The following is a 20,833-nucleotide window of genomic DNA, read 5'->3' as shown; positions in this document are numbered from 1 at the left end:
GCGGGGGGGGGCGGGGGCCGTGCGGGGGTCTGGGCGGGGGCGCCCCAATTGCTATGGGGGCGCCCCCCGGCCGCCCCGGCCGGGGGCCCCGCCCCCCTGTCGCATACGGGCCTACAGGCCCTGCCACTTCGGCTTCGCCGCGTAGGTGGCCCGGAAGTAGTCGGCGAGCTTCAGGCTGGAGGCGGCCGCCTCGTCGACCACGACCGTCGCGTGCGGGTGGAGCTGCAGGGCGGATGCGGGGACCATCGCGGACAGCGGGCCCTCGACCGCGAGCGCCACGGCGTCCGCCTTGGCCTTCCCGGTCGCCAGCAGTACCAGGTGGCGGGCCTCCAGGATGGTGCCGATGCCCTGGGTGATGACGTGGTGGGGGACCTGCTCGATGTCGCCGTCGAAGAAGCGGGCGTTGTCCACGCGCGTCTGCTCGGTCAGTGTCTTGATCCGGGTGCGAGAGGCGAGTGAGGAGCAGGGCTCGTTGAACCCGATGTGCCCGTCGGTGCCGATGCCCAGCAGCTGGAGGTCGACCCCGCCCGCCTCGGCCAGCGCCCGGTCGTACGCCAGGCATGCCGCCGCCACGTCGTCGGCGGCTCCGTCGGGGCCCATGAAGGCCGCCTCGCTCAGGCCGAGCGGTTCGACGACCTCGCGCAGGACGACGGACCGGTAGGACTCGGGGTGCCCGGCGGGAAGGCCCACGTACTCGTCGAGCTGGCAGATCCGGGCACGCGAGGCGTCGACCTCCTTCGCCGCCACCTTGGCCCCGAGGGCTTCGTACACCGGCAGCGGGGTCGACCCCGTGGCCACGCCGATGAGGGCGTCGGGCTTGCGTCGCAGCAGGTCGGCCATGGCTTCGGCGATGAGCTCGCCGCCCGCGGCGGAATCCGGAACGATGACAACTTCCACGAAGATCCCTGTCTCTGAAGCGCCCAGTGGTGTAGACCAATCTACTCACCGAAGGGGATTCTGTCTTCCGGCGACAGCGGCTACGCGCCGGTAATCAGGCGGACGGCGCTGATGTATCCCGGGGGAAACCCGGCGGAAACGCCCCGTGCGACGGCGGTTCTACGCTCGGACGAGATCTCGTCAGCAGGAGGCCGTCGATGCTCCCGCCCCAGACGTCCCCGTCCCCGCCCCAGGGCCGGCTGCGCCCCGTGTCGGCGGCGGACGTGCGACTGCGCCACCTGACGGTGCACGGGTACCGCCGTGCCTACCGCATCGCCGGTCGGGGTCCGGCGCTCCTGCTCGTGCACGGCATAGGGGACTCCTCTGCCACCTGGGCCGACCTCATCCCCGCCCTGGCCCGCCGCCACACCGTCATCGCTCCCGACCTCCTCGGTCACGGCGAGTCCGGCAAGCCCCGTGCCGACTACTCGGTCGCCGCCTACGCCAACGGCATGCGCGACCTGCTCGGGGTCCTCGGGATCGACCGGGCGACCCTCGTGGGCCACTCGCTGGGCGGCGGGGTCGCCATGCAGTTCGCCTACCAGTTCCCCGAGCGCACCGAGCGCCTGGTGCTGGTGAGCGCCGGGGGAGTGGGCCGCGCGGTCAACCCCGTGCTGCGGGCCGCGTCCCTGCCCGGCGCCGACGTGCTGCTGTCCGGCCTGCGCCTTTGGGGCATGCGCCACGCGATGCGGCTGTTCGGCGACCTGATGCGCAGACTCGACACCGGCCTGGGGCAGGACGCCCCGGAGCTGCTCGGCCTCGTGGACGCGCTTCCCGACGCCCGCGCACGGAGCGCGTTCATCCGGACGTTGCGGGCTGTCGTCGACTGGCGGGGGCAGGTGGTCACCATGCTCGACCGCTGCTATCTGACCGAGGGGATGCCGGTGATGCTGCTGTGGGGATCACGCGACAGCGTGGTGCCCGTGGACCAGGCCCACACGGCGCATGTCGCGATGCCCGGCAGCCGGCTCGAGATATTCGAGGGCGCGGGGCACTTCCCGTTCCACACCGACCCCATGCGCTTCCTGACCCTCGTCGAGGACTTCGTCGCCACCACCGAGCCCGCCGACTGGGACACCGAACGCTGGCGCGAGCTGCTGCGGGCCGCGGGAGCCGGCGGTGGCGCCGGGAACGCGCCCGATCCGGCGAACGAGCGCAGCGCGACCTGAACGCGCGTCAGAACAGTGGCAGCTGCCCGGGGAAGTCCGGCACGCGACTGCCGTCCAGCGACGGCTGGAGCGCCGGAGCGACCGGCGCCTGACGCCGCGAACCCGGGCAGGAGACCAACTCCGCGCCCGAGCGGGCACCGGCGGGATCGTGGCGGGCGAACCGCCCCGCCACGACGGCGATCTCACGGCGGCACTCGGGACACAACCGGCGGGGAGCTGACATGCGCCCCAGTCTGCCAGTCCCCCCTGACACGCCCCGCCCCTCGCCGCGAGGGTCGGCCGCGAACCGCCGGGCCCGCACCCGGCGGCCGCCGCTCCAGTCCGCCGCGAGCCGCACAACGCGCCGTTCCGGGCCGCGCCCCGCGGCGACGGGGACACCGGTGACCCACCGCGACGGCGGCCCGTGAGCGCGGGGATGAGTAGCCGTACTCATGCCCCGCCGCCGCCCGAGCCGGACGATGTCGGAGCGGGAGACCGGAGCGCGGCGACGCAAGGGGGACGGGATGGGCAAGCTGTGGGGAGCGGCACTGGCGGCGGCCGCGCTCGCGGGCGCGCTGGCACTGGCTTACGCGGTGGGGGCGCCGCCCGCCGTCGTCCTCGGCACCGCGGCGGGCGTGGTCGGCCTGCTCTGGCTCCTGGTCCTGCTGACCCTGCCCTGGAACCTCTACTTCCGCGCCCATTCCGTGCTGGCCGAGATCGCGATCAGCCGCGGCAAGGGGCTCGAGGTGTCCCAGGCGCGGGACGCCGAGGCGGCACGGATCGCGCGGACGGCCCTGCGGGCGGCCGTCGCTGGGCACGTGGTGACCGCGGGCCTGCTGGTGGCGCTGACGGCGGCCACCGGCAACGCTGCCGGCTACTGGTTCGCGGGCTTCTTCCTGGTGAGCACGTTCTTCCGGCCCGCGGGCGCGTACTTCACCCAGCTCCGCCGCCGCCTCGGTGTGCTGCTGAAGGACGTGACGCACCCCCGCGACGACGTCGTGGAGCTGCGCCGGCAGGTCGACCACCTCCATGCCGGTTCGAGGGTGCTGGAGGAGAAGGCCGAGGAGCAGTACCGGGCCGTCGCCGAACTGCGGCGCGCGGTCGACGCGTTGGGCGTGTCGGTGTTCGCGCGGGTCGACGAGGCCGACCGGAGGATCGCCGCGATGGGGCGCGAGTTCGAGTCCGCCGTCAACCGCCTGACCGACAACGAGGAGATCATCACCGGGTTGAAGGCGTTCCTCCGGATGCTCCGAACGCCCGACGTGACGGGGACCTGACCGCTCGGCGTCTGTGAGGCCAGCCGGCGAAGTCGGCCGGGTCCCCGGGTGGGGCGGCGATCCGAGCGGTCGGCGTGGATCCCGACCGGGACCAGCGGCGTTGATGCCCGGCGAAGGGCACGGACAAGCGGTGCGGGAGCGGGTGGCAGCAGGCGGTCGCCTCATGAGGCGGCGGCGCGGGAGCGGGCCCGGGCTGCGGCGGACCGCCGGGCGTGCTCCCCGGCGCCGCCCCCGACGAGGCGGCGGTGCCGCGCCGAGGGCCTGGCAGGGCGTCAGGCGTGGTCGGCGGTGTCCGCGGGAGCCTCCCGCTCCGGCAGGTCGCGGGCGCCCAGGCGCAGATGCTCGATGTGGTAGACCGCCTCGTCCAGGAGCTGGGCGACATGCGTGTCGTAGAGGCTGTACTCGATCCGGCGGCCGTGGCGGGTCCCCGTCACGAGACCCAGAGCGCGCAGCAGGCGCAACTGGTGGGAGACCGCCGACTGTTCCATGTCGACCGCGTCCGCGAGCTCCGTGACGCCGCAGGGTCCCTGGCGCAGGCGCGTGAGGATCATCAGCCGGGAGGGGGTGGCCAGAGCCTGGAGAGTGGCGGCGATGGTCGCCGCGGAGTCCGCGTCCAGGTGGGCGGCCGGTGTGATGCCGCTGCTGACTCCGTGTCCCATGCGCACATCGTAGCCGTGCGGGCAATCGCATGAATGAAGACCTCTTCATGTGTTCCGCTATGGTGAGGGTGTCAGCCGAGACGGCTCCGCCGTTCCCGGAGCCCGGAGAAGAGGTGTCCCGATGGTTCCCCCGACCCCGCCGACCACCGCGCCCGTGCTCACGGCGCGACCGGCCGCGCCGCCCGCCGCACCGCCGGGCCGGCCGCGCACCCGGCTGTTCGCCCTGGCCGAGGTCCGCTGGGCCGCGCTGTCCGCCGTCGCGTTCCTGTGCGCCCTGCCGCTCGACCTCGCCGGCGCGCCCGCCTGGGCCTGGGGACCGCTCTACGCCCTGTGTTACGCGGCCGGCGGCTGGCAGCCCGGTCTCGCGGGCCTTCAGGCCCTGCGCGCACGGACGCTCGACGTCGACCTGCTGATGGTGGTCGCGGCGATCGGCGCGGCGGCCATCGGGCAGTACCTCGACGGCGGCCTCCTCATCGTCATCTTCGCCACCTCCGGCGCGCTGGAGGCCCTCGCGACCCGGCGCACCGCCGACTCCGTCCGCGGTCTGCTCGACCTCGCCCCGGCCCGTGCCGCACGCCTCGCCGGCGACGACCGGTCCGAGGCGTGGGAGACGGTCGACGTCGCCGACCTGCGGGTGGGGGACACCGTCCTCGTACGGCCGGGAGAGCGGCTGCCCGCCGACGGCACGGTCCTCGACGGCGCGAGCGAGGTCGACCAGGCCACGATCACCGGCGAACCCCTGCCCGTGGACCGCCGCGCCGGTGACACCGTCTACGCGGGCACCCTGAACGGCACCGGCTCCCTGCGCGTCCGCGTCGACAAGGACGCCGCCCGGTCGGTCATCGCCCGCATCGTCGCCATGGTCGAGGAGGCGAGCGCCACCAAGGCGCCCACACAGCTCTTCATCGAGAAGGTCGAACAGCGCTACTCGACCGGTGTCGTGGTCGCCACGCTCGCCCTGCTCACCGTGCCGCTCGCCTTCGGCGCCGACTTCACGAGCACCCTGCTGCGCGCCATGACCTTCATGATCGTCGCCTCGCCGTGCGCCGTCGTGCTCGCCACCATGCCGCCACTGCTTTCCGCCATCGCCAACGCCGGACGTCACGGGGTGCTCGTCAAGTCCGCCGTGGCGATGGAGCGTCTGGGGGAGATCGACCGCGCCGCGCTCGACAAGACCGGCACGCTGACGGAGGGTTCGCCGCGCGTCGCCGAGGTGCGGGTGCTGCCGGACGCGGGTCTGACGCAGGACCGTGCGCTGGCCCTCGCCGCGGCCGCCGAGGTCCACAGCGAGCACCCGCTCGGCCGCGCGATCGTCGCGGCCGCGCGGGAACGCGGACTGCGGCTGCCGGGGGCGAGGGAGTTCGCGTCGACGCCCGGACGCGGCGTCTCGGCGAGCGTCGACGGCAGCACGGTGCGCGTGGGAAGCCCCGCCGCCCTGCTCGCCGAGGAGTGCGCGGCGGCCGTCCAGGTGGAGGCCGAGGGCCGTACGGCCGTCCTCGTCGAGGCCGACGGGGTGCCGGTGGCCGTGCTCGCCGTCGACGACCGGCTCCGGTCCGGGGCGCCGCAGGCCGTCGCCGCGCTCGCCCGCCTCACGGGCCGTACGCCGACGCTGCTGACCGGTGACAACGCCCGCGCGGCCGGCCGGGTGGCCGGCGAGGCCGGCATCGAGGACGTACGGGCCGGGCTGCTGCCCGAGGAGAAGGTCGCCGCGGTGCGCGCGTGGCAGGACGCGGGGGACAAGGTGCTGATCGTCGGCGACGGCGTGAACGACGCGCCCGCGCTCGCCGCCGCCCACACCGGCGTCGCCATGGGCCGCGCGGGCTCCGACCTGGCCCTGGAGAGCGCGGACGCGGTGGTCGTACGGGACGAACTGGCCGCGGTCCCGGCCGTGGTGGCCCTCTCGCGCCGGGCCCGCAGGCTGGTGGCGCAGAACCTCGTGATCGCGTCGGTGTGCATCGGCGTGCTGGTGGTGTGGGACCTGGCCGGTCACCTCCCGCTGCCCCTGGGCGTGGCGGGGCACGAGGGCTCGACGGTCCTGGTCGCCCTCAACGGCCTGCGTCTGCTGCGGGAATCGTCCTGGCGCGAGGCGGGGGCGTGACACACGTGCGCGCGGCGCGGCGGGACTCCGGCATGGGGGCTCGCCGTGCGACGGCCCCCACGCCGGCCGGGACGGGCCCAGGACCTCCGGCCCGCCACGCGGCTCCGCGGGCCCGCCCCGAAGGCCCGCCCGGTAGCCCGGGCCTCTGTCCGTGTCCGGGGCCCGCGCCGTCCGGCTCGGCGGTCCTGGGGCCCCTGAGGCCCCCGCGCTCACCGGTTCTGCGTGCTCCACGCCCCGAAGGCCCGCCCGGTTGCCCGGGCCTCTGTCCGTGCCCGTGGCCCGCGCCGTCCGGCTCGGCGGGCCTGGGGCCCCTGAGGGCCCCCGCGCTCACCGGTTCTGCGTGCTCCACGCCCCGAAGGTGCCCGCCCATTGCCCGAGCCTCTGTCCGTGCCCGTGGCCCGCGCCGCCCTCGCTGCCCGCCCGCCCGCGTCGCCGGGCTCGCGGGCCTCAGGCCCGTGCCCGGCCCGCCGCCCAGTGGGACAGCTCCTCCGGCGTCCTCGGCCCCGCCTCGTCGTGGCCCAGCAGGCCGTGCGACCTCAGCAGTTCTGCCACCGCCGTTCCCCACGGCCTCCGCAGGCGCGCCGCGTCCAGCAGGGCCTGGTCCGCGAGCAGCTCCGCGACCAGGCCCGTGCGCAGACCCGTCGGCGCGAGGACGGCCGCGTCGTCCGCCCAGCGCAGGGCCAGGTCCACGTCGTGGGTCGCCATGACCACCGTCGTACCGGACGCACCCAGCGTGCCCAGCACCTCCAGCAGCCGCTCCTGGCCGTGCGGATCGAGCCCCGCCGTCGGCTCGTCGAGAATGAGCACGCGCGGCCGCATCGCCACCGCGCCCGCGATCGCCGCCCGCTTGCGCTGTCCGTACGAGAGAAGATGCGTCGGCCGGTCCCGCAGCGCCATGATGTCCATCGCCGCCAGCGCCTCGTCCACCCGGGCGCGTACCTGCTCCTCCGGCAGTCCGAGGTTCATCGGGCCGAACGACACGTCCTGTTCGACCGACGCCGCGAACAGCTGGTCGTCGGGGTCCTGCACCACCAGCTGCACGCTCGTCCGCAGGCGGGTCAGTCCGGCACGGTCGTACGTCACGGGCTCGCCGTCCAGCCGGAGGTGGCCCGTCGCCGGGCGCAGTCCGCCGCTCAACAGCCGCAGCAGGGTGGTCTTTCCGCTGCCGTTGCGCCCCAGCAGAGCCGTGGAGCGGCCCTCCTGCAGCGCGAGGCCGACGCCGCTCAGCACGGCCGGCCCGTCCTCGTACGCGAAACCGGCGTCGACGAGCTCAACGATCACAGGACGAACCTTTCCAGCAGATGGGTGAGCAGCACGATGCCCGCCAGCAGCGCGGCCACGGCGGCGAGGAAGCGGCGCGACACGGACGCGCGCGGCACGAGGACCCGCAACGCGCCGTCGTAACCGCGCCCGGCGAGCCCGGCCTGCAGCCGGCCGGCCCGGTCGAAGGCGCGGACGAACGCGGTCGCCCCCAGCCCCGCCAGCGAACGCCACGCCGCCGCCCGGCTCGTGTGGCCGAGACGGGCGGCCTGGGCCTGGCGGACCCGGCTCATCGCGTCCATCAGAAGGAAACTGATCCGGTACATCACCAGCGCCACGTCCACCACAGCCGGCGGCACGCCCGCCCGCACCAGCCGGGGCAGGACGTCCGAGACCGGCGTGGTGAACGCGAACAGCAGCACCCCGAGCGACGCCGCCGAGGTCCGCAGCAGCAACGCGGCAGCGTGCTCGGGACCGTCGGGCGCCAGCGCCACCGGCCCCGCGGCGCCACCCACGGCGAACAACAGCGGCAGCGCCCCGGTGACACAGAACCCGAGGGGGATGCGGAAGGCCCGCCACAGCTGCCGGGGGGCGACCCCGGCCGGGCCCAGCAGGACGGCGAGGGACGCGACGGCCACCAGAACGGCGCCGGGCCAGGGCGGCAGGCACACGGCCGTCACCGTCAGCCCCAGGCCGAGCACGGCCTTCTCACAGGGATGGCGGCGGCGCCAGCGACTGCTGTGCGCCGCCGCGTCGATCGGCAGCATCGGCGCCTACGGCAGCTTCGCGGTGGGGGCGTCCCCGCTGCCGGCCGACGCCTCGGGCGCCTCGTCGGCGGCCTCCTCCCGGAGGGCGCCCGTGCGCGCCGCGGCCCGCTCCTCACCCTGCCTGCGTCCTCTGCGCAGGCCGAAGTAGTACGCCAGCACCCCTGCGCCGATCGCGGCCTGGAGTGCGAACAGTGCCGACTCGATCTCGCCCGACGGCGGCTCGTAGAGAGGGGAGAACCACGGCTCGTAGTCCGGTTCGAGTTCCGAGATCGCCGTTTCCGCCTGTGCGTCGGCGCCCGTGAACGGCTCCTCCTTGTCGTCCCCGAGCCCCAGGACGAGCGGCAGGACGGCCAGTGCCGCCACGGCCAGCAACAGCAGCGTATTGATCCTCGCGTTGCGGCTCATCGGACCACGGCCTCCTTCTTCTTCCCCGGGAGCAGGACGCCGAGACGGGCCAGGTCGCCCTTGCTGGACTGGCTGAGCAGCCGCATCACCAGCACGGTGAGCAGCCCCTCGCTCACCGCGAGCGGGATCTGCGTGAGCGCGAAGATGCCGCCGAACTTGGCGAGCGCGCCCACGAATCCGCTGCTCGGGTCGGGGAAGGCCAGCGCGAGCTGCACGCTGGTGACGCAGTACGTCGACAGGTCGGCGACGAACGCGCCGAAGAACACCGCCACCATCAGCGGGACGCCCGACCGCCGCAGCAGCCGGTAGACGCCGTAACCGGTCCACGGACCGACGATCGCCAAGGAGAACACGTTGGCGCCGAGCGTGGTGAGGCCGCCGTGCGCCAGCAACAGCGCCTGGAACAGCAGGGTGATGGTGCCGAGCACCGCCATGATCGGCGGACGGAAGAGGATCGCGCCCAGCCCGGTGCCGGTCGGATGGGAGCAGCTGCCGGTCACCGACGGGATCTTCAGGGCGGAGAGCACGAACGTGAAGGCGCCGGAGGCGCCGAGCAGCAGGGTGGACTCGGGGTGGGCCTTGACCTCGCGGGTCAGGGCACGTACACCGTGGACGACGAACGGGGCCGCCGCGACGCCCCAGGCGGCGGCGTGCAACGGGGGCAGGTACCCCTCGGCTATATGCATGGTCGGGAGACCCTCTCCAGCACCTCGTGGATGGACAGCGCACCCTGGCCGGTCTCCTGGCTGACGGGTCATGCCGCCCGTGACTCCGCCTTCCCAGGCACCGCGGTCCCCCGCGGTGGCCCAGTGACTTCCCCTGAGGGGTGGAGCCGGACTTCCCGATCACAGTGGCGAGGGCCGCACCGGTACCGCACCGGTTTCCCGAACACCAAGGCCCCGTGACAGTAGTGCCCGGACCAGCGACATCACAAGCCGCGCACGGGTGCACCGGCCCGCGGCCGGGTGAGCCGTTCGCCACACCCGGCCGCGCGAACCCCTCCCGTCACGCCTCTACTCCTTGCGGTACCCGTACGCCTCCGAGGCCGCCGCCTCCACCGCGTCCAGGTCGCCCCCGGCCGACGCGGTCACCACGGCGGCCACCGCACCCTCCACGAACGGGGCGTCCACGAGCCGGGTGCCGTCGGGCAGTTCGTCGCCCTCGGCGAGGAGGGCCTTCACCGTGAGCACGGCGCTGCCCAGATCGACCAGCACGGCCACCCCCGCGCCGCGGTCCACCTCCGCCGCCGCGGCACAGACCAGCTCGGAGCTGGTGCCGAGACCGCCGTCCGGCGTGCCGCCCGCCGCGGCGACGGGCGCGAGCTCCCCGCCGCCCGCGAGCCCGCGCGCCAGCGCGGCGACCGAGCGCGCCACCTCCGCGCTGTGCGACACCAGCACGATCCCGACCCGCTGGGCGGCGTCGCTCATCCGGCCGCCTCCGCGGTCTCGGCGAGCGCGGCCACCAGCAGCGCCGACGACGTCGCCCCCGGGTCCTGGTGCCCGATGCTGCGCTCACCGAGATAACTGGCCCTGCCCTTGCGCGCCTGCAACGGCACCGTCGCCAGCGCCCCCTGCTCGGCCGCATCCCTGGCCGCGGCGAACGAGTCCGTGCTGTCGCCGAGCGCCGCCACCGCCGGCTCCAGGGCGTCCAGCATCGTCTTGTCGCCCGCCTTCGCCCCGCCCAGCTGCGCCACGGCCGCGACACCCGCCCGCAGCGCCTTGGCCAAGTGCCCCGCGCTCACCTCGGCGTCGTCGCCGAGTGCCTTGCCGGCACGCCGCAGCAGCGTCCCGTACAGCGGCCCGGAGGCCCCGCCGACCGTCGAGATCAACTGGCGTCCCGCCAGCACCAGTACGGCTCCGGGCGCGGCCGGCGGCTCCTTGTCCAGGGCCGCGACGACGGCCGCGAAGCCGCGCTGGAGATTGGTGCCGTGATCGGCGTCGCCGATCGCGGAATCCAGCTCGGTCAGACGGTCGGCCTCACGGTCCACGGCCGCGGCGGCGGCCGCGAGCCAGCGGCGGAAGAATGCGGCGTCGAGCACGAGAACTCCTCGGTTCGGAAGATCGGTTCGGCAGGGGGCGGGGCGCGGGCTCAGCGTCCCCACCGCAGGGCGGGCGTCTGCACCGGCGCGTCCCACAACCGCAGCAGCTCCTCGTCCACCTGGCACAGCGTCACCGAGCACCCGGCCATGTCGAGCGAGGTCACGTAGTTGCCGACGAGGGTGCGGGCCACCGCCACGTCGCGCTCGGTGAGCACCCGTTGCACCTCGGCGTTGAACCCGTACAGCTCCAGCAGGGGAGTGCCGCCCATCCCGTTGACGAGGGCGATGACCGGGCCGGTGGGGCGCAGGTCGTCGACGACCGCTCCCACGGCGAAGTCCGCGATCTCCCCCGCGGTCATCATGGCCCGCCGCTCGCGGCCCGGCTCGCCGTGGATGCCGACGCCCAACTCCAGCTCGCCCGGGGGCAGATCGAAGGTCGGACCGCCCTTGGCGGGAGTGCTGCAGGCGCTGAGCGCGACGCCGAAACTGCGGGAGGAGGCGTTCACCTGGCGGGCGAGGGACTCGACCCGCTCCAGCGGGGCGCCCTCCTCGGCGGCGGCGCCCGCGATCTTCTCCACGAAAAGGGTCGCACCGGTGCCGCGCCGGCCCGCCGTGTACAGGCTGTCCGTCACGGCGACGTCGTCGTCGACCAGCACGGTGGCGAGCCGCACGCCCTCGTCCTCGGCGAGTTCCGCGGCCATCTGGAAGTTGAGCACGTCGCCGGTGTAGTTCTTCACGACGAACAGCACCCCCGCGCCGCTCTCGACAGCGGCGGCGGCCCGCACCATCTGGTCCGGCACGGGACTGGTGAACACCTCACCCGGACAGGCCCCGTCCAGCATCCCGGGCCCGACGAACCCTCCGTGCAGCGGCTCGTGCCCCGACCCGCCTCCGGAGACGAGCGCGACCTTGCCCGCGACCGGTGCGTCCCGCCGGACGATCACGCGGTTGTCCACGTCGACATTGAGGTCGGGATACGCGGCGGCCATCCCGCGCAGCGCATCCGCGACAACGGTCTCGGGGACGTTGATGAGCATTCTCAACGGTTCCTCCTGGGGAAAGTACCAGCTAGGGCCCTGAGCAGGCTTTTACCTGGTCGGCAGGTAGGTGGGGGTCGGTGGCTCCTGGCAGCCAGCGGCGTCGGGCGGTGTCAGGCGGGGCTGCTGCTGACTCGGCGCTGCTCTCCTGACTGTGCGTCAGGCATGTTTCCGTCCTGTCGTCGCCGCTGTGGCTGCCGCACCCAGTATCGAAGAGACGCGCACGAACGGGAAACGACGCGTCGACCGGATCCATGGATCCGCCACTCGGGGAATCCGACCCGATCTTGAACGAGACCGACGTGCGCGCCCCCGTGCAGGAATCCGTGCGGACGTGTCCGCACGGAGCCGGACCAGCTCTGCTCGCTCGTGGTCTGCCTCGGCTGACTCACCTGCTCGGCCGGTCCGGCTTCGCAGGCCGGGATTCATCCGCGGTACGAGAAGCTCTCCCCGTGGGTCGGTGCCTGTTCCCTGGGGGCTCGGCCGCGGGCCTCGGTCACGGCCCGGTGAAGGAGCCGGGACAGGCGCTGGTCGGCGTCGGGGGCGGTGAGCAGGACGCGCAGGGCATGGTCGAAGTGGTGGTGGCCGGGCCCGTGCCACCACAGCATGTCGGCGAAGCGGGCCAGTGTCGTCGAGGTACGGGCTCGGGCGAGCCGGTGGGCCCGGGCGTGGCAGGCCGCGCTGCGGCGTTTCAGGCGCCGGGAGTCGGGCCGCACGTGGCGGGCGGCGTCCACGACCGTGCCCACCAGCAGCGGACCGTAGGCGCGGTCGGCGGGGTCCGCGTCGGCGAGATCGGCGGCCAGCGGCCACAGAGTCTGGCGGGTGGTGTCGTCGACGGCGTCGTTGACCGCACGGGCGAGCGCGGCGAGCACCGGATGGGTGCCGGGCGGTTCGTCGGTGAAGCGGCCGGTGGCCAGCAGGGAGGCCGCCTCCATGAGGCACGCGCCGTCGTCGGGGTGGAGATGGGCGAAGCGGCCTGGGAGGGGGAGGCCGTCGGGGAGTCCGCCGCGTGGTGGCCTGCCCGGCGAGGGAGTGGGTGGGCTGGGCATCGTGGGCCTCCGTCGAGGTCACAGACCAGTGATGGCCTGCAGGATCAGGTAGAGGGCGGCGGCGGGCAGCCCGGCTCCGGGGAAGGTGAGGATCCACGCGGTGCCGATGGAACGGGCCACCTGCCAGCGCACGGCCGAGATGCGCCGGGTCGCGCCGGCGCCCAGGATGGCCGCGGTGATCGTCTGGGTGGTGGAGATCGGGGCCTTGAAGACGAACGCGGTGGTGTAGAGGACGGCCGTGGCGGCGCTCTCGGCGGCGAAGCCGCGCGGCGGATCGAGGTGGACGATGCGCCGGCCGAGGGTGGTGATGATGCGGCGTCCGCCGCTGTAGGTGCCGGCGGCCATCGCCGCGGCCACGGCCGCGATCACCCAGAGGGGTACGGAGAAGTCGTCCTGCCATCCCGCCGTGACCATGGCGAGGACGATGACGCCCATGGTCTTCTGCGCGTCCTGCAGCCCGTGTCCGAGGCCCATGGCGGCGGCTGACAGGGTCTGCGCCATGCGGAAGCGGCGGGTGAGGGGGCGCGGGGCGGAGTGCCGGAACGTCCAGAGGATGATCGTGTGCAGCGTGTAGCCGAGGGCGACGCCGACCAGCGGAGACAGCAGCATGGGCAGCAGGACCTTGTCCACGATGCCGGTCCAGTGCACGGTGGCGGAGGCGGCGAGGGCGGCACCGACCAGTCCGCCGATCAGGGCGTGGGAGGACGAGGTCGGCAGCCCCCGCCACCAGGTGAAGATGTTCCAGCCGATCGCGCCGATGAGCGCGCACATCACCAGCAGCAGACCCGACAGTTCCTCAGGCGCACCGATGATGCCGCTGCCCACGGTCTTGGCCACCTCGGTGCCCAGGAAGGCGCCGAGGAAGTTCATCACGGCGGCCATGGCCAGGGCGATGCGGGGTGTGAGGGCCCGGGTGGAGATGGAGGTGGCAATCGCGTTCGCGGCGTCGTGGAAGCCGTTGGTGAAGTCGAACGTCAGCCCCACGACGATGATCAGCACCACCAGAGTGAGCTCCATGGCCGGATCACCTTTCGCCACGCACACGGCCCCGGACGGCCACAGGCACCCTCGCCCTGTCTCCATCCTGCCGCGAAACCCCCGCGGGTGCCGGGCACGGACACGCGACACGCACACGGCCGATGAACACCGCTCGGCACGGAACGAGGTGAGACGGGGCCGGGTCGGACCGGCCGGAGGGGAACTGCGCCCTCACCCGGGTCGGCCTGCTGCCCGCAACGGGCATCCCCGTCACCGCGGGATTCGCGACACCGTGGACGTACACGCTGGTGCACCGCGCGCTCTCCTCCTGGGGCGACGCACTCGGGTTGGGCGTCCTGCCCGAACCCGACCTCTGGCACACCCTGTACGCAAATCTGATGGGCTCGGTCGTGATCGTCTGGGCCGCTCTGCGCACCGTCCGGCCGCTGCCGGTGCACGGGCTGTTCGACGGCGTCGCGCGCATCCTGTTCTCGGCGTGGATGGCGTACGCGCTGGCCCACGGCGCCTCGCGGATACTGTGGCTGTTCCTCACGGTCGAGGTGGCCTGGGGCATCGTCCAGCTGGTGCCGTGGCGGCGGAAACGACACACCGACCTGGTGGACGATCACGCCGGCCCGGCCGATGGGTACTCAGTCAGCTGAGCAGCCCACGAGCGGGTCGCCGCCGCCGGCGACCGGCGAATGGCGGCCGGAGACCCCTGGGCCTCCGTGGGCGGCCGCATGGCCCGGTGGCGGTCGGGGAACCCGACAGGCCCGTGGATCGGCGCGTTGCTGCTCACGCGCCGCGAACGTCGGCGATCCTTGTGCGGTCATGTGGATGCTGCTGTGGGCCGTCGTGGTGCTCGCGGCCGCGAACACACTCAACACCCTGCTCGCACCCGGCTGGTACGTGCCGGTCTGTGTGGTCACGGCCGTACTGCTCGTTCTGATCGCCCGCCGGTCCGGCCTCACATGGGACGAACTGGGGCTCGGCAGGGCCGCGGCCCGCCGTGGTCTGCGCTGGGGCCTGGTCCTGGCCGGAGCCGTTCTCGTGGTCTACCTGGTGGGCCTGGCCCTGCCGTTCACCCACGAGGCATTCCAGGACGACCGGGCCGCGGGGCTGTCTCCCGGAGAACTGGTGTACCGGGTGCTGGTCCGCGTGCCGCTCGGCACGGTGCTGCTGGAGGAAATCGCCTTTCGCGGCGTGTTGTGGGCCATGCTCCGGCGACGCTGGGGGCCGGTATGGGCCACCGTCGCTTCCTCGGTGCTCTTCGGGCTCTGGCACGTACAGCCCTCACGCGGGCTCACGCATGCCAACGCGGCGGCCCAGGCGGTCTTCGGAGCCGGCCAGGTCGGCGTCGCCCTGTCCGTGACCGCGGCGGTCGCCGGCACCGCCCTCGCCGGTGTGCTCTTCTGCGAGCTCCGCCGCCGCTCCGGCAGCCTCATCCCACCGATGGCGCTGCACTGCGCCCTCAACAGTCTGGGCTACGCGCTCGCCTGGGCGGCGAGTCGCTGGTGGGCCTGATCGCCTTTCACCGAGCCAGCCGCCACCACACCGACGGAACCTTCACCGGGATCGATGACCGGATGCTGCCCCACCGATCAAGAACGGCCACGGAGGCGAGGTCGCCGATCCTCACCGGCGTACTCGATCATCTGCGAGATCGGCCCCGGAGTGGTACGAAAGAGAGCGGGAAAAGCGCATGTGGTGCCCTGCGGTCGTGGGTCGGAGGTGCCGTCCGTGGAAACCGTCGACTGGCTGCTGTCGGCCGGTGAGCGCGGCAATCCCGCAACACGCCTGGACCGCCGGCGCCCCGACGGGACGGCATGGTCGGTCGGCAACGACGTTCGCCCCCTGGTCCACGGCGCGACGTACTTCGCCGAGCTGCTCGCCGCCGTCCGCGCCATGCGGGCCGGAGACCTGCTGCTGTTCACCGACTGGCGCGGCGATCCCGACGAGCGGCTCGCGGGCCCGGGGACCGAGATCGGCACCGTGCTGCGCGAGGCAGCCGAGCGCAACGTGGTCGTCAAGGGGCTGGTGTGGCGCTCCCACCTGGACAGTTTCCAGTTCAGCGAGGAGGAGAACCGCCACCTCGGCGAGGAGATCCGGGCGGGGGGCGGAGAGTACCTTCTGGACATGCGGGTGCGTCCCGGCGGCACGCACCATCAGAAATGCGTCGTCCTGCGCCATCCCGGGCGCCCCGAACTCGACGTCGCGTACGTCGGTGGCATCGACCTGTCGCACAACCGCAACGACGACATCCACCACGGCGGCGACGACCGCTCCCAGCCCATCGCCCGCGCGTACGGCCCGCATCCACCCTGGCACGACATCCAGCTGGCGATCCGGGGCCCCGCGGTCGGCGACATCGAAACCGTATTCCGGGAGCGCTGGACGGATCCGGCGCCCCTCAGCCGCAGCCCGCTGTCCCGGCTGCGCGAACTGCTGCACGGGGAGGACGTCCACGCGAACCCACTGCCCCCTCAGCTGCCCGATCCCTCGCCCTGCGGCACGCACATGGTGCAGGTGCTGCGCACGTACCCCAACCGGCTGCTGCGCGGCTACGACTTCGCCCCCGACGGCGAGCGCAGCGTCGCCCGTGCCTACCTGAAGGCACTGCGCCGTGCCCGGGCACTCATCTATCTGGAGGACCAGTACCTGTGGTCCCCGCAGGTGGTGGAGCACTTCGCCCGGGCGCTCCGAGCGAATCCGGAGCTGCGCCTCATCGCAGTCATCCCCTCAGTCCCCGAACAGGACGGCCCGCTCACGCTGCCGATGAACATGATCGGCCGCATCACCGCTCTGGAGACACTGCGGCGGGCGGGTGGTGAGAGGGTCGCCGTGTACGGGGTGGAGAACCACGCCGGGACACCGGTGTACGTGCACGCCAAGGTGTGCGTGATCGACGACGTGTGGGCCGCGGTGGGCTCCGACAACATCAACCTGCGCTCTTGGACGCACGACTCCGAACTCAGCTGCGCCGTTCTGGACGAGACGAGGGACCCCCGGGAGCCGCAGGACCCCGCCGGCCTCGGCGACGGCGCGCGCCCCTTCGCCAGGAACCTCCGCCTGACGCTCGCGCGCGAGCACCTGGACCAGGAGGAGCCGGCAGACCCCCAGGCGCCCGACGTCCTGTGCGATCCGGCGGGCGCCTTCGACGCCTTCGCGTCGTCGGCCGCCGCGCTGGACTCCTGGCACGAAGGGGGCCGGTCCGGTCCGAGGCCGCCCGGACGTCTGCGCACCTACCGGCCACCGGAACTCTCGGGGGTGCAGCGGCTTCTCGCGCTGCCGCTGTACCGCGTGATCATCGATCCGGACGGCCGCCCGCTGCGACTGCGGCTGCGCAAGGCGTTCTGAGGGGTCGGTGGGGCCGGCTCATGCTCTGATCATCCGGCCCGCCACCGCAGTGGTCGCGGCCGCCTGCTGCCGGCGGGCTCGGTCGCGCACCCCCGCCGTAATGTGCGCGACTACGAACTCGGGAATCTGACCTCGTCCGCCTCACGGCCCGATCTCGAACCGGGGTGGCTTGAGGCCGGAGACGCATCCCGTGTCCGGCGCGGTCGGCGAGTCGAAGAACGAGACGGTGACCGCCTGCGCGCACGGTGACTCGGCGAACGCCACATGGGCGGCGTAGGGGATCGTGACGACGGTGGCCCGGCTCAGCGTACGGGCTGCGTACGGCCGTTGTCCGCTCCGGTCTGGGAGTCGAAACCGCCCGACACGACGAGGGTGGGTATGTCGCTCCGCGTGACGTCCCGGATCGAGCGCGACGCCGCGGGGACCTTCCAGGTGTCGCAGTCCTCATGAAGGAAGGCGAGCTGCGGAGCCTGGGCCTGTACCGAACGGGGGAACGACGGGAACGCCTTCTGCCCTGCCCGGATCACGTCCTCCTGGCTCTCGTAGGGCACCCACTCGGGGCAGAAGACGCCGTAGGCGAGCCCGTGGGAAACCCTGCCCGCCGCCTGGGGGCTGACTTTGCCGCCCGCCCACTGCTGGGCGATCCGCTGCGGTCTGCCGTTTGCCAGTTCGTCGATGGAGCGGGGGACCCCGGGTGCCAGGTGGGTGGCGGAGGTCAGCCAGGTCACCAGGGCTCCGCCGTCCAGTACGACTTTCACCGGCTTCGGACTGCCGGGAACCGTGACGGTGGTGGTGACCGGACGGGCCTCGAACTCACCCACGAGGCGGTCGAACGTGGCTGACAGGTTCGGATAGCGGCGTCTGCACGCGGGCTGGTCCGCGCAGGCCTTGAACAGGCCGTCGAAGCCCTGCCGTGCGCTGCTCCAGGCCAGGGCCGAGCCTGCCTTGGACGGCGGCAGTATGCCGTCGATGCCGACCGACCGGATTCCCTGTGGGTGCTCACGCATGTAGATGAGCGCCAGGTCGGTGCCGTAGGAGATGCCGAACACGTTCCACTGCTTGATGCCCAGCGCGACGCGAGACCGGCGGTACTCTCGCGAAATGCGACCCCTTCGGTATTCCATCAACACCACATTGGACGGGTGCTGTGATCATCGCGAAATGATCGCGGACGAGGAATTGCACCGCCATGCGGTCGAGAACCTCAACCGGGCCGATGCCCTCCTCTTCGGCCGGGTGACTTACGACATGATGGAGGAGGCGTGGCGGCCGCCGGCCCAGGCAGGGGCGAGGCCTGATTGGACGGAGCCCTTCGCCAGGACGATCGACGCGGCAAAGAAGTACGTCGTGTCGAGCACCCTGGAGCGGGTCGACTGGAACGCCGAGCTCGTGCGCGGGGACGTGGGCACGGCCGTTCAGCAGCTCAAGCGGGAGTCGGGTGAGGGGCTGTTCGTGGGAGGTGTGAAGCTCCCGTTGGCGTTGGCGGAGTTGGGCCTGATCGATGAGTACGAGTTCGTGGTGCACCCCAGGCTGGTGGGCCACGGGCCGACGGTGTTCGCGGGGCTGTCGAAGCGTGTCGACCTGAAGCTCGTGAGCCGGCTGGAGTTCGGTTCGGGGGCGGTGGCGATGCGGTATGAACCCAGAAGGTAGCCACCGGGCTTGTCACCGCCCCCTCCCCGCTGGCGGCGTCTGTGAAGCGTTCACCCGGCGGGGCTGAGCGCTCAGCGGGGGTTGCGACGGCGACGGGTGTCGTTGCGGAGCGAGTGCGTAGGATCACCGGCATGGCACTGCGACCCGTCATGGTGAACATCAAGGCTCTTGATTGCCCGGCGGTCGGCCGGTTCTGGGCGGAGGCGCTCGGCTGGTGCGCCTACAGCCCCGGCGTGACCACCTACGTCGGCCCCGGCGGCGGCCTCGTCTGGCCGGACCCGGTCGCCGTCGGCATCGACGTCGTGCCCGTCCCGGAAGCCAGGACAACAACAAAGAACCGGGTGCACCTCGACCTCGCCACCACCTCTGCGGCCCATCAGGCGGAGTTGGTCGCGCGCCTCCAGGCTCTCGGTGCGACGCCCGCCCACGTGGGCCAGGGCAACGTGCCGTGGACGGTCCTCGCCGACCCGGAGGGCAACGAGTTCTGCGTGCTGGAGCCGCGGGAGACCTACCGGGACACCGGGCCGATCGCCGCGGTGGTGGTCGACTGCGCGGATCCGCGCGCCATGGCCCGGTTCTGGGGCGAGGCGTTGGACTGGACCCTGCACGACGTGACGGACGATCATGCGGTGTTCCGCTCCGCCAAGGATGTCGGCCCGTATCTCGAGTTCCTTCGCACGCCCGACGTGAAGACCGTGCCGGACCGCGTTCATCTCGACCTGCTGCCCTACGCCGGTGACGACAAGGCGGCGGAGGTTGCCCGGTTGCGGGCCCTCGGCGCCACCGACATCGACCTCGGCCAGGGCGACGTCCCGTGGACGTGCCTGGCCGACCCGGAGGGTCACGAGTTCTGCGTCCTCGCCCCGTCCTGACGCGGAGCCTCGGCGCCACCGACAAGTGAGCCCTGCACGCGGCGGGTGTCACGGTCGGTGGGGCGCGTTGCACGCGCCCCACCGGCTCGGCCGGCTCGCGCTGCTCGTGAGGCCGCGCGCGCACATGCGGGCCGGGGGTGTCCCCGACCCCGCCGTCGTTCGGCCGACCGGCGGCCGGAACCCGGTGTGCGGGGGCCCTGCCGCACCCGTCAGGTGAGCTTCGGGCCGGCCCGGCCCTTCGGCGGAGCGGCGGCGTAGGTCCGGTTCGCCCAGGCCCGGAAGTGCGGGGCGCGGGCGACGAGTTCACGGTAGGCGGCGGCCGCGTAGTGGTGGAGCGCTTCGGCCGTCACGTCGTCGACGCTGTCGCGCCGCCGGATCATCAGGTGCCTGAGCCACAGCGGCGTACCGGCCAGCGGTTTGACGACGACGCCGTCGACGGGCCTGTGGGTGGCCTGTATGGCGGAGACGCCGTGGCCGTCGGCGATCAAAGCCTGCAACTGGTCGAGCGGGCTGAACTCGTGCACGGCCGCCGGGGTGAAACCGGCCGCCCGGCACGCGTCGTAGAAGGCGCCCGGCCAGCCCACACCGTCGTCGGGCGCGACGAACCAGGTGTCCTCGGCCAGCTCCTCGAGCGGCACCTCCACTCGGTGCGCCAGCCGGTGATCGGCGGGCAGCGCGACGAAGACCGGCGCCGTGACGATGGCGCGGTGCGCGAGCGCGGGGGAGTGGCGCAGATCCTGCCCCGGGTAGTCGATGCCCAACGCGGCGTCCAGTTCGCCGAGCTCCACGAGCTCGACCAGCTCCCCGGTGGCGTACACACTGCTGATCGACATCGTCAGGTCCGGGAAGGCCCTGCGCATCGAGGCCACGAGGCTGGGCAGGACCGGCGTGTTCGTGGCACCGAGCCGCAGCGTGCGCGTCGTTCCCGGCGGCGTGGCGGTCCGCCGCCGGCCGACGGCGTCCGCACGGGCGAGGACGTCGCGGGCCTGGCTGACGACCTCGACACCGTACGCGGTGAGCTCCACTCCCGTGCTGCCCCTGGTGAACAGCCGCTCGCCCAGCGCCTTCTCTATACGCCGGAGCTGCGTGCTCATCGCGGGCTGGGTGTATCCCAGAGCCGTGGCGGCCCGCCCCACGCTCCCGGCGTCCGCGATGGCGCACAGCGCCCGCAAATGGCGTAGCTCCAGCTCCACTTGCACACACCTCGCCGGCCGGGGGACTGAGACGACTGGCCCATTATGAGCGGCTCCCCGTCCGTCCCGGTACGGCATGGGCGTCCCGGGTCGGCCCGGGGCGCTTCCC

General features: G+C 73.1%; 23 protein-coding genes and 1 riboswitch. Of the genes, 8 read left to right on the top strand and 15 right to left on the bottom strand.

The window, feature by feature from the left end:
- Nucleotides 1-111: 111 nt before the first annotated feature.
- Nucleotides 112-897: a glucosamine-6-phosphate deaminase gene (nagB, locus tag AB0K02_RS29135; protein WP_365995535.1), complete on the bottom strand. Its 786-nt coding sequence runs from the start codon at nt 895-897 to the stop codon at nt 112-114.
- A gap of 197 nt (nt 898-1,094) precedes the next feature.
- On the opposite strand from nagB, the gene AB0K02_RS29130 reads away from it, so the two are divergent.
- A complete protein-coding gene (locus tag AB0K02_RS29130) occupies nt 1,095-2,105 on the top strand; it encodes an alpha/beta fold hydrolase (protein ID WP_365995534.1) in 1,011 nt (336 codons plus the stop codon).
- Between the two features lie 7 nt (nt 2,106-2,112).
- On the opposite strand, the gene AB0K02_RS29125 is transcribed toward AB0K02_RS29130, so the two are convergent.
- A complete protein-coding gene (locus tag AB0K02_RS29125) occupies nt 2,113-2,328 on the bottom strand; it encodes a hypothetical protein (protein ID WP_365995533.1) in 216 nt (71 codons plus the stop codon).
- 280 nt (nt 2,329-2,608) lie between these two features.
- Between AB0K02_RS29125 and AB0K02_RS29120 the strand changes: the two genes are divergently transcribed.
- Entirely contained in the window at nt 2,609-3,361 is a 753-nt protein-coding gene (locus AB0K02_RS29120) for a hypothetical protein (protein ID WP_365995532.1), read from the top strand.
- Between the two features lie 272 nt (nt 3,362-3,633).
- On the opposite strand, the gene AB0K02_RS29115 is transcribed toward AB0K02_RS29120, so the two are convergent.
- Nucleotides 3,634-4,020 carry a metalloregulator ArsR/SmtB family transcription factor gene (locus AB0K02_RS29115; RefSeq protein WP_365995531.1) on the bottom strand — a complete coding sequence of 129 codons (387 nt, stop codon included), beginning with the start codon at nt 4,018-4,020 and terminating at the stop codon, nt 3,634-3,636.
- 121 nt (nt 4,021-4,141) lie between these two features.
- Here AB0K02_RS29115 and AB0K02_RS29110 point away from each other — a divergent pair, with 121 nt between their 5' ends.
- Nucleotides 4,142-6,118: a heavy metal translocating P-type ATPase gene (locus AB0K02_RS29110; RefSeq protein WP_365995530.1), complete on the top strand. Its 1,977-nt coding sequence runs from the start codon at nt 4,142-4,144 to the stop codon at nt 6,116-6,118.
- Nucleotides 6,119-6,565: 447 nt separating this feature from the next.
- Here the strand turns inward: AB0K02_RS29110 and AB0K02_RS29105 are convergent, their stop codons facing one another.
- The 9 genes from AB0K02_RS29105 to AB0K02_RS29065 all read right to left on the bottom strand — a co-directional run bounded on the left by AB0K02_RS29105 (nt 6,566) and on the right by AB0K02_RS29065 (nt 13,691).
- Nucleotides 6,566-7,399, bottom strand: a complete 834-nt coding sequence (locus AB0K02_RS29105) for an ATP-binding cassette domain-containing protein (RefSeq protein ID WP_365995529.1) — start codon at nt 7,397-7,399, stop codon at nt 6,566-6,568.
- Nucleotides 7,396-8,145: a cobalt ECF transporter T component CbiQ gene (gene cbiQ / locus AB0K02_RS29100; RefSeq protein WP_365995528.1), complete on the bottom strand. Its 750-nt coding sequence runs from the start codon at nt 8,143-8,145 to the stop codon at nt 7,396-7,398. Before cbiQ ends, AB0K02_RS29105 begins: the two co-directional genes overlap by 4 nt.
- Nucleotides 8,146-8,151: 6 nt before the next feature.
- The gene (locus AB0K02_RS29095; protein WP_365995527.1) at nt 8,152-8,550 is read right to left on the bottom strand and encodes an energy-coupling factor ABC transporter substrate-binding protein; all 399 of its coding nucleotides are present in this window, start codon (nt 8,548-8,550) and stop codon (nt 8,152-8,154) included.
- Nucleotides 8,547-9,236 (bottom strand): energy-coupling factor ABC transporter permease, encoded by a 690-nt coding sequence (locus AB0K02_RS29090; protein WP_365995526.1) that lies wholly within the window; start codon nt 9,234-9,236, stop codon nt 8,547-8,549. Before AB0K02_RS29090 ends, AB0K02_RS29095 begins: the two co-directional genes overlap by 4 nt.
- Before the next feature lie 28 nt (nt 9,237-9,264).
- Nucleotides 9,265-9,483, bottom strand: a riboswitch (cobalamin riboswitch).
- Nucleotides 9,484-9,563: 80 nt separating this feature from the next.
- On the bottom strand, nt 9,564-9,977 hold the full coding sequence (locus tag AB0K02_RS29085; RefSeq protein ID WP_365995525.1) for a PTS fructose transporter subunit IIA: 414 nt from the start codon (nt 9,975-9,977) through the stop codon (nt 9,564-9,566).
- Nucleotides 9,974-10,588 carry a dihydroxyacetone kinase subunit DhaL gene (gene dhaL, locus AB0K02_RS29080; RefSeq protein WP_365995524.1) on the bottom strand — a complete coding sequence of 205 codons (615 nt, stop codon included), beginning with the start codon at nt 10,586-10,588 and terminating at the stop codon, nt 9,974-9,976. The genes AB0K02_RS29085 and dhaL overlap by 4 nt, the downstream gene beginning before the upstream one ends.
- 50 nt (nt 10,589-10,638) lie before the next feature.
- On the bottom strand, nt 10,639-11,631 hold the full coding sequence (gene dhaK / locus AB0K02_RS29075) for a dihydroxyacetone kinase subunit DhaK (protein WP_365995523.1): 993 nt from the start codon (nt 11,629-11,631) through the stop codon (nt 10,639-10,641).
- 419 nt (nt 11,632-12,050) lie between these two features.
- Nucleotides 12,051-12,674, bottom strand: coding sequence for a hypothetical protein (locus AB0K02_RS29070; RefSeq protein ID WP_365995522.1), 624 nt, complete (start codon nt 12,672-12,674; stop codon nt 12,051-12,053).
- A gap of 18 nt (nt 12,675-12,692) precedes the next feature.
- On the bottom strand, nt 12,693-13,691 hold the full coding sequence (locus tag AB0K02_RS29065) for an inorganic phosphate transporter (protein WP_365995521.1): 999 nt from the start codon (nt 13,689-13,691) through the stop codon (nt 12,693-12,695).
- 206 nt (nt 13,692-13,897) lie between these two features.
- Here AB0K02_RS29065 and AB0K02_RS29060 point away from each other — a divergent pair, with 206 nt between their 5' ends.
- The 3 genes from AB0K02_RS29060 to AB0K02_RS29050 all read left to right on the top strand — a co-directional run bounded on the left by AB0K02_RS29060 (nt 13,898) and on the right by AB0K02_RS29050 (nt 17,009).
- A complete protein-coding gene (locus tag AB0K02_RS29060; RefSeq protein ID WP_365995538.1) occupies nt 13,898-14,314 on the top strand; it encodes a hypothetical protein in 417 nt (138 codons plus the stop codon).
- Between the two features lie 175 nt (nt 14,315-14,489).
- Nucleotides 14,490-15,176: a CPBP family intramembrane glutamic endopeptidase gene (locus AB0K02_RS29055; protein WP_365995520.1), complete on the top strand. Its 687-nt coding sequence runs from the start codon at nt 14,490-14,492 to the stop codon at nt 15,174-15,176.
- A 216-nt stretch (nt 15,177-15,392) separates the two neighbouring features.
- Nucleotides 15,393-17,009, top strand: coding sequence for a phospholipase D family protein (locus AB0K02_RS29050; RefSeq protein WP_365995519.1), 1,617 nt, complete (start codon nt 15,393-15,395; stop codon nt 17,007-17,009).
- A 141-nt stretch (nt 17,010-17,150) separates the two neighbouring features.
- Here the strand turns inward: AB0K02_RS29050 and AB0K02_RS29045 are convergent, their stop codons facing one another.
- Nucleotides 17,151-17,273 (bottom strand): hypothetical protein, encoded by a 123-nt coding sequence (locus tag AB0K02_RS29045; protein ID WP_365995518.1) that lies wholly within the window; start codon nt 17,271-17,273, stop codon nt 17,151-17,153.
- A gap of 38 nt (nt 17,274-17,311) precedes the next feature.
- A complete protein-coding gene (locus AB0K02_RS29040) occupies nt 17,312-18,133 on the bottom strand; it encodes an alpha/beta fold hydrolase (protein ID WP_365995517.1) in 822 nt (273 codons plus the stop codon).
- 37 nt (nt 18,134-18,170) lie between these two features.
- On the opposite strand from AB0K02_RS29040, the gene AB0K02_RS29035 reads away from it, so the two are divergent.
- Nucleotides 18,171-18,659, top strand: a complete 489-nt coding sequence (locus AB0K02_RS29035) for a dihydrofolate reductase family protein (RefSeq protein ID WP_365995516.1) — start codon at nt 18,171-18,173, stop codon at nt 18,657-18,659.
- Nucleotides 18,660-18,790: 131 nt separating this feature from the next.
- Nucleotides 18,791-19,531: a VOC family protein gene (locus AB0K02_RS29030; RefSeq protein WP_365995515.1), complete on the top strand. Its 741-nt coding sequence runs from the start codon at nt 18,791-18,793 to the stop codon at nt 19,529-19,531.
- 209 nt (nt 19,532-19,740) lie between these two features.
- On the opposite strand, the gene AB0K02_RS29025 is transcribed toward AB0K02_RS29030, so the two are convergent.
- On the bottom strand, nt 19,741-20,724 hold the full coding sequence (locus tag AB0K02_RS29025; protein ID WP_365995514.1) for a LysR family transcriptional regulator: 984 nt from the start codon (nt 20,722-20,724) through the stop codon (nt 19,741-19,743).
- Nucleotides 20,725-20,833: the final 109 nt, after the last annotated feature.

Origin of the sequence: Streptomyces sp. NPDC049597, from assembly GCF_040675505.1 — a bacterium.
Classification (GTDB): Bacteria; Actinomycetota; Actinomycetes; order Streptomycetales; family Streptomycetaceae; genus Streptomyces.
Note: the sequence above shows the minus strand (reverse complement) of the source record. Positions and strands in the feature narration are given on the sequence as shown.

What these genes read in the sequence shown, in the direction of transcription:
- AB0K02_RS29130 (WP_365995534.1), top strand. Translation starts at nt 1,095, where the DNA reads ATGCTCCCGCCCCAGACGTCCCCGTCCCCGCCCCAGGGCCGGCTGCGC.
- AB0K02_RS29125 (WP_365995533.1), bottom strand. Translation starts at nt 2,328, where the DNA reads ATGTCAGCTCCCCGCCGGTTGTGTCCCGAGTGCCGCCGTGAGATCGCC.
- AB0K02_RS29120 (WP_365995532.1), top strand. Translation starts at nt 2,609, where the DNA reads ATGGGCAAGCTGTGGGGAGCGGCACTGGCGGCGGCCGCGCTCGCGGGC.
- AB0K02_RS29115 (WP_365995531.1), bottom strand. Translation starts at nt 4,020, where the DNA reads ATGGGACACGGAGTCAGCAGCGGCATCACACCGGCCGCCCACCTGGAC.
- AB0K02_RS29110 (WP_365995530.1), top strand. Translation starts at nt 4,142, where the DNA reads ATGGTTCCCCCGACCCCGCCGACCACCGCGCCCGTGCTCACGGCGCGA.
- cbiQ (WP_365995528.1), bottom strand. Translation starts at nt 8,145, where the DNA reads ATGCTGCCGATCGACGCGGCGGCGCACAGCAGTCGCTGGCGCCGCCGC.
- AB0K02_RS29095 (WP_365995527.1), bottom strand. Translation starts at nt 8,550, where the DNA reads ATGAGCCGCAACGCGAGGATCAATACGCTGCTGTTGCTGGCCGTGGCG.
- AB0K02_RS29090 (WP_365995526.1), bottom strand. Translation starts at nt 9,236, where the DNA reads ATGCATATAGCCGAGGGGTACCTGCCCCCGTTGCACGCCGCCGCCTGG.
- AB0K02_RS29085 (WP_365995525.1), bottom strand. Translation starts at nt 9,977, where the DNA reads ATGAGCGACGCCGCCCAGCGGGTCGGGATCGTGCTGGTGTCGCACAGC.
- AB0K02_RS29070 (WP_365995522.1), bottom strand. Translation starts at nt 12,674, where the DNA reads ATGCCCAGCCCACCCACTCCCTCGCCGGGCAGGCCACCACGCGGCGGA.
- AB0K02_RS29065 (WP_365995521.1), bottom strand. Translation starts at nt 13,691, where the DNA reads ATGGAGCTCACTCTGGTGGTGCTGATCATCGTCGTGGGGCTGACGTTC.
- AB0K02_RS29055 (WP_365995520.1), top strand. Translation starts at nt 14,490, where the DNA reads ATGCTGCTGTGGGCCGTCGTGGTGCTCGCGGCCGCGAACACACTCAAC.
- AB0K02_RS29040 (WP_365995517.1), bottom strand. Translation starts at nt 18,133, where the DNA reads ATGGAATACCGAAGGGGTCGCATTTCGCGAGAGTACCGCCGGTCTCGC.
- AB0K02_RS29035 (WP_365995516.1), top strand. Translation starts at nt 18,171, where the DNA reads ATGATCGCGGACGAGGAATTGCACCGCCATGCGGTCGAGAACCTCAAC.
- AB0K02_RS29030 (WP_365995515.1), top strand. Translation starts at nt 18,791, where the DNA reads ATGGCACTGCGACCCGTCATGGTGAACATCAAGGCTCTTGATTGCCCG.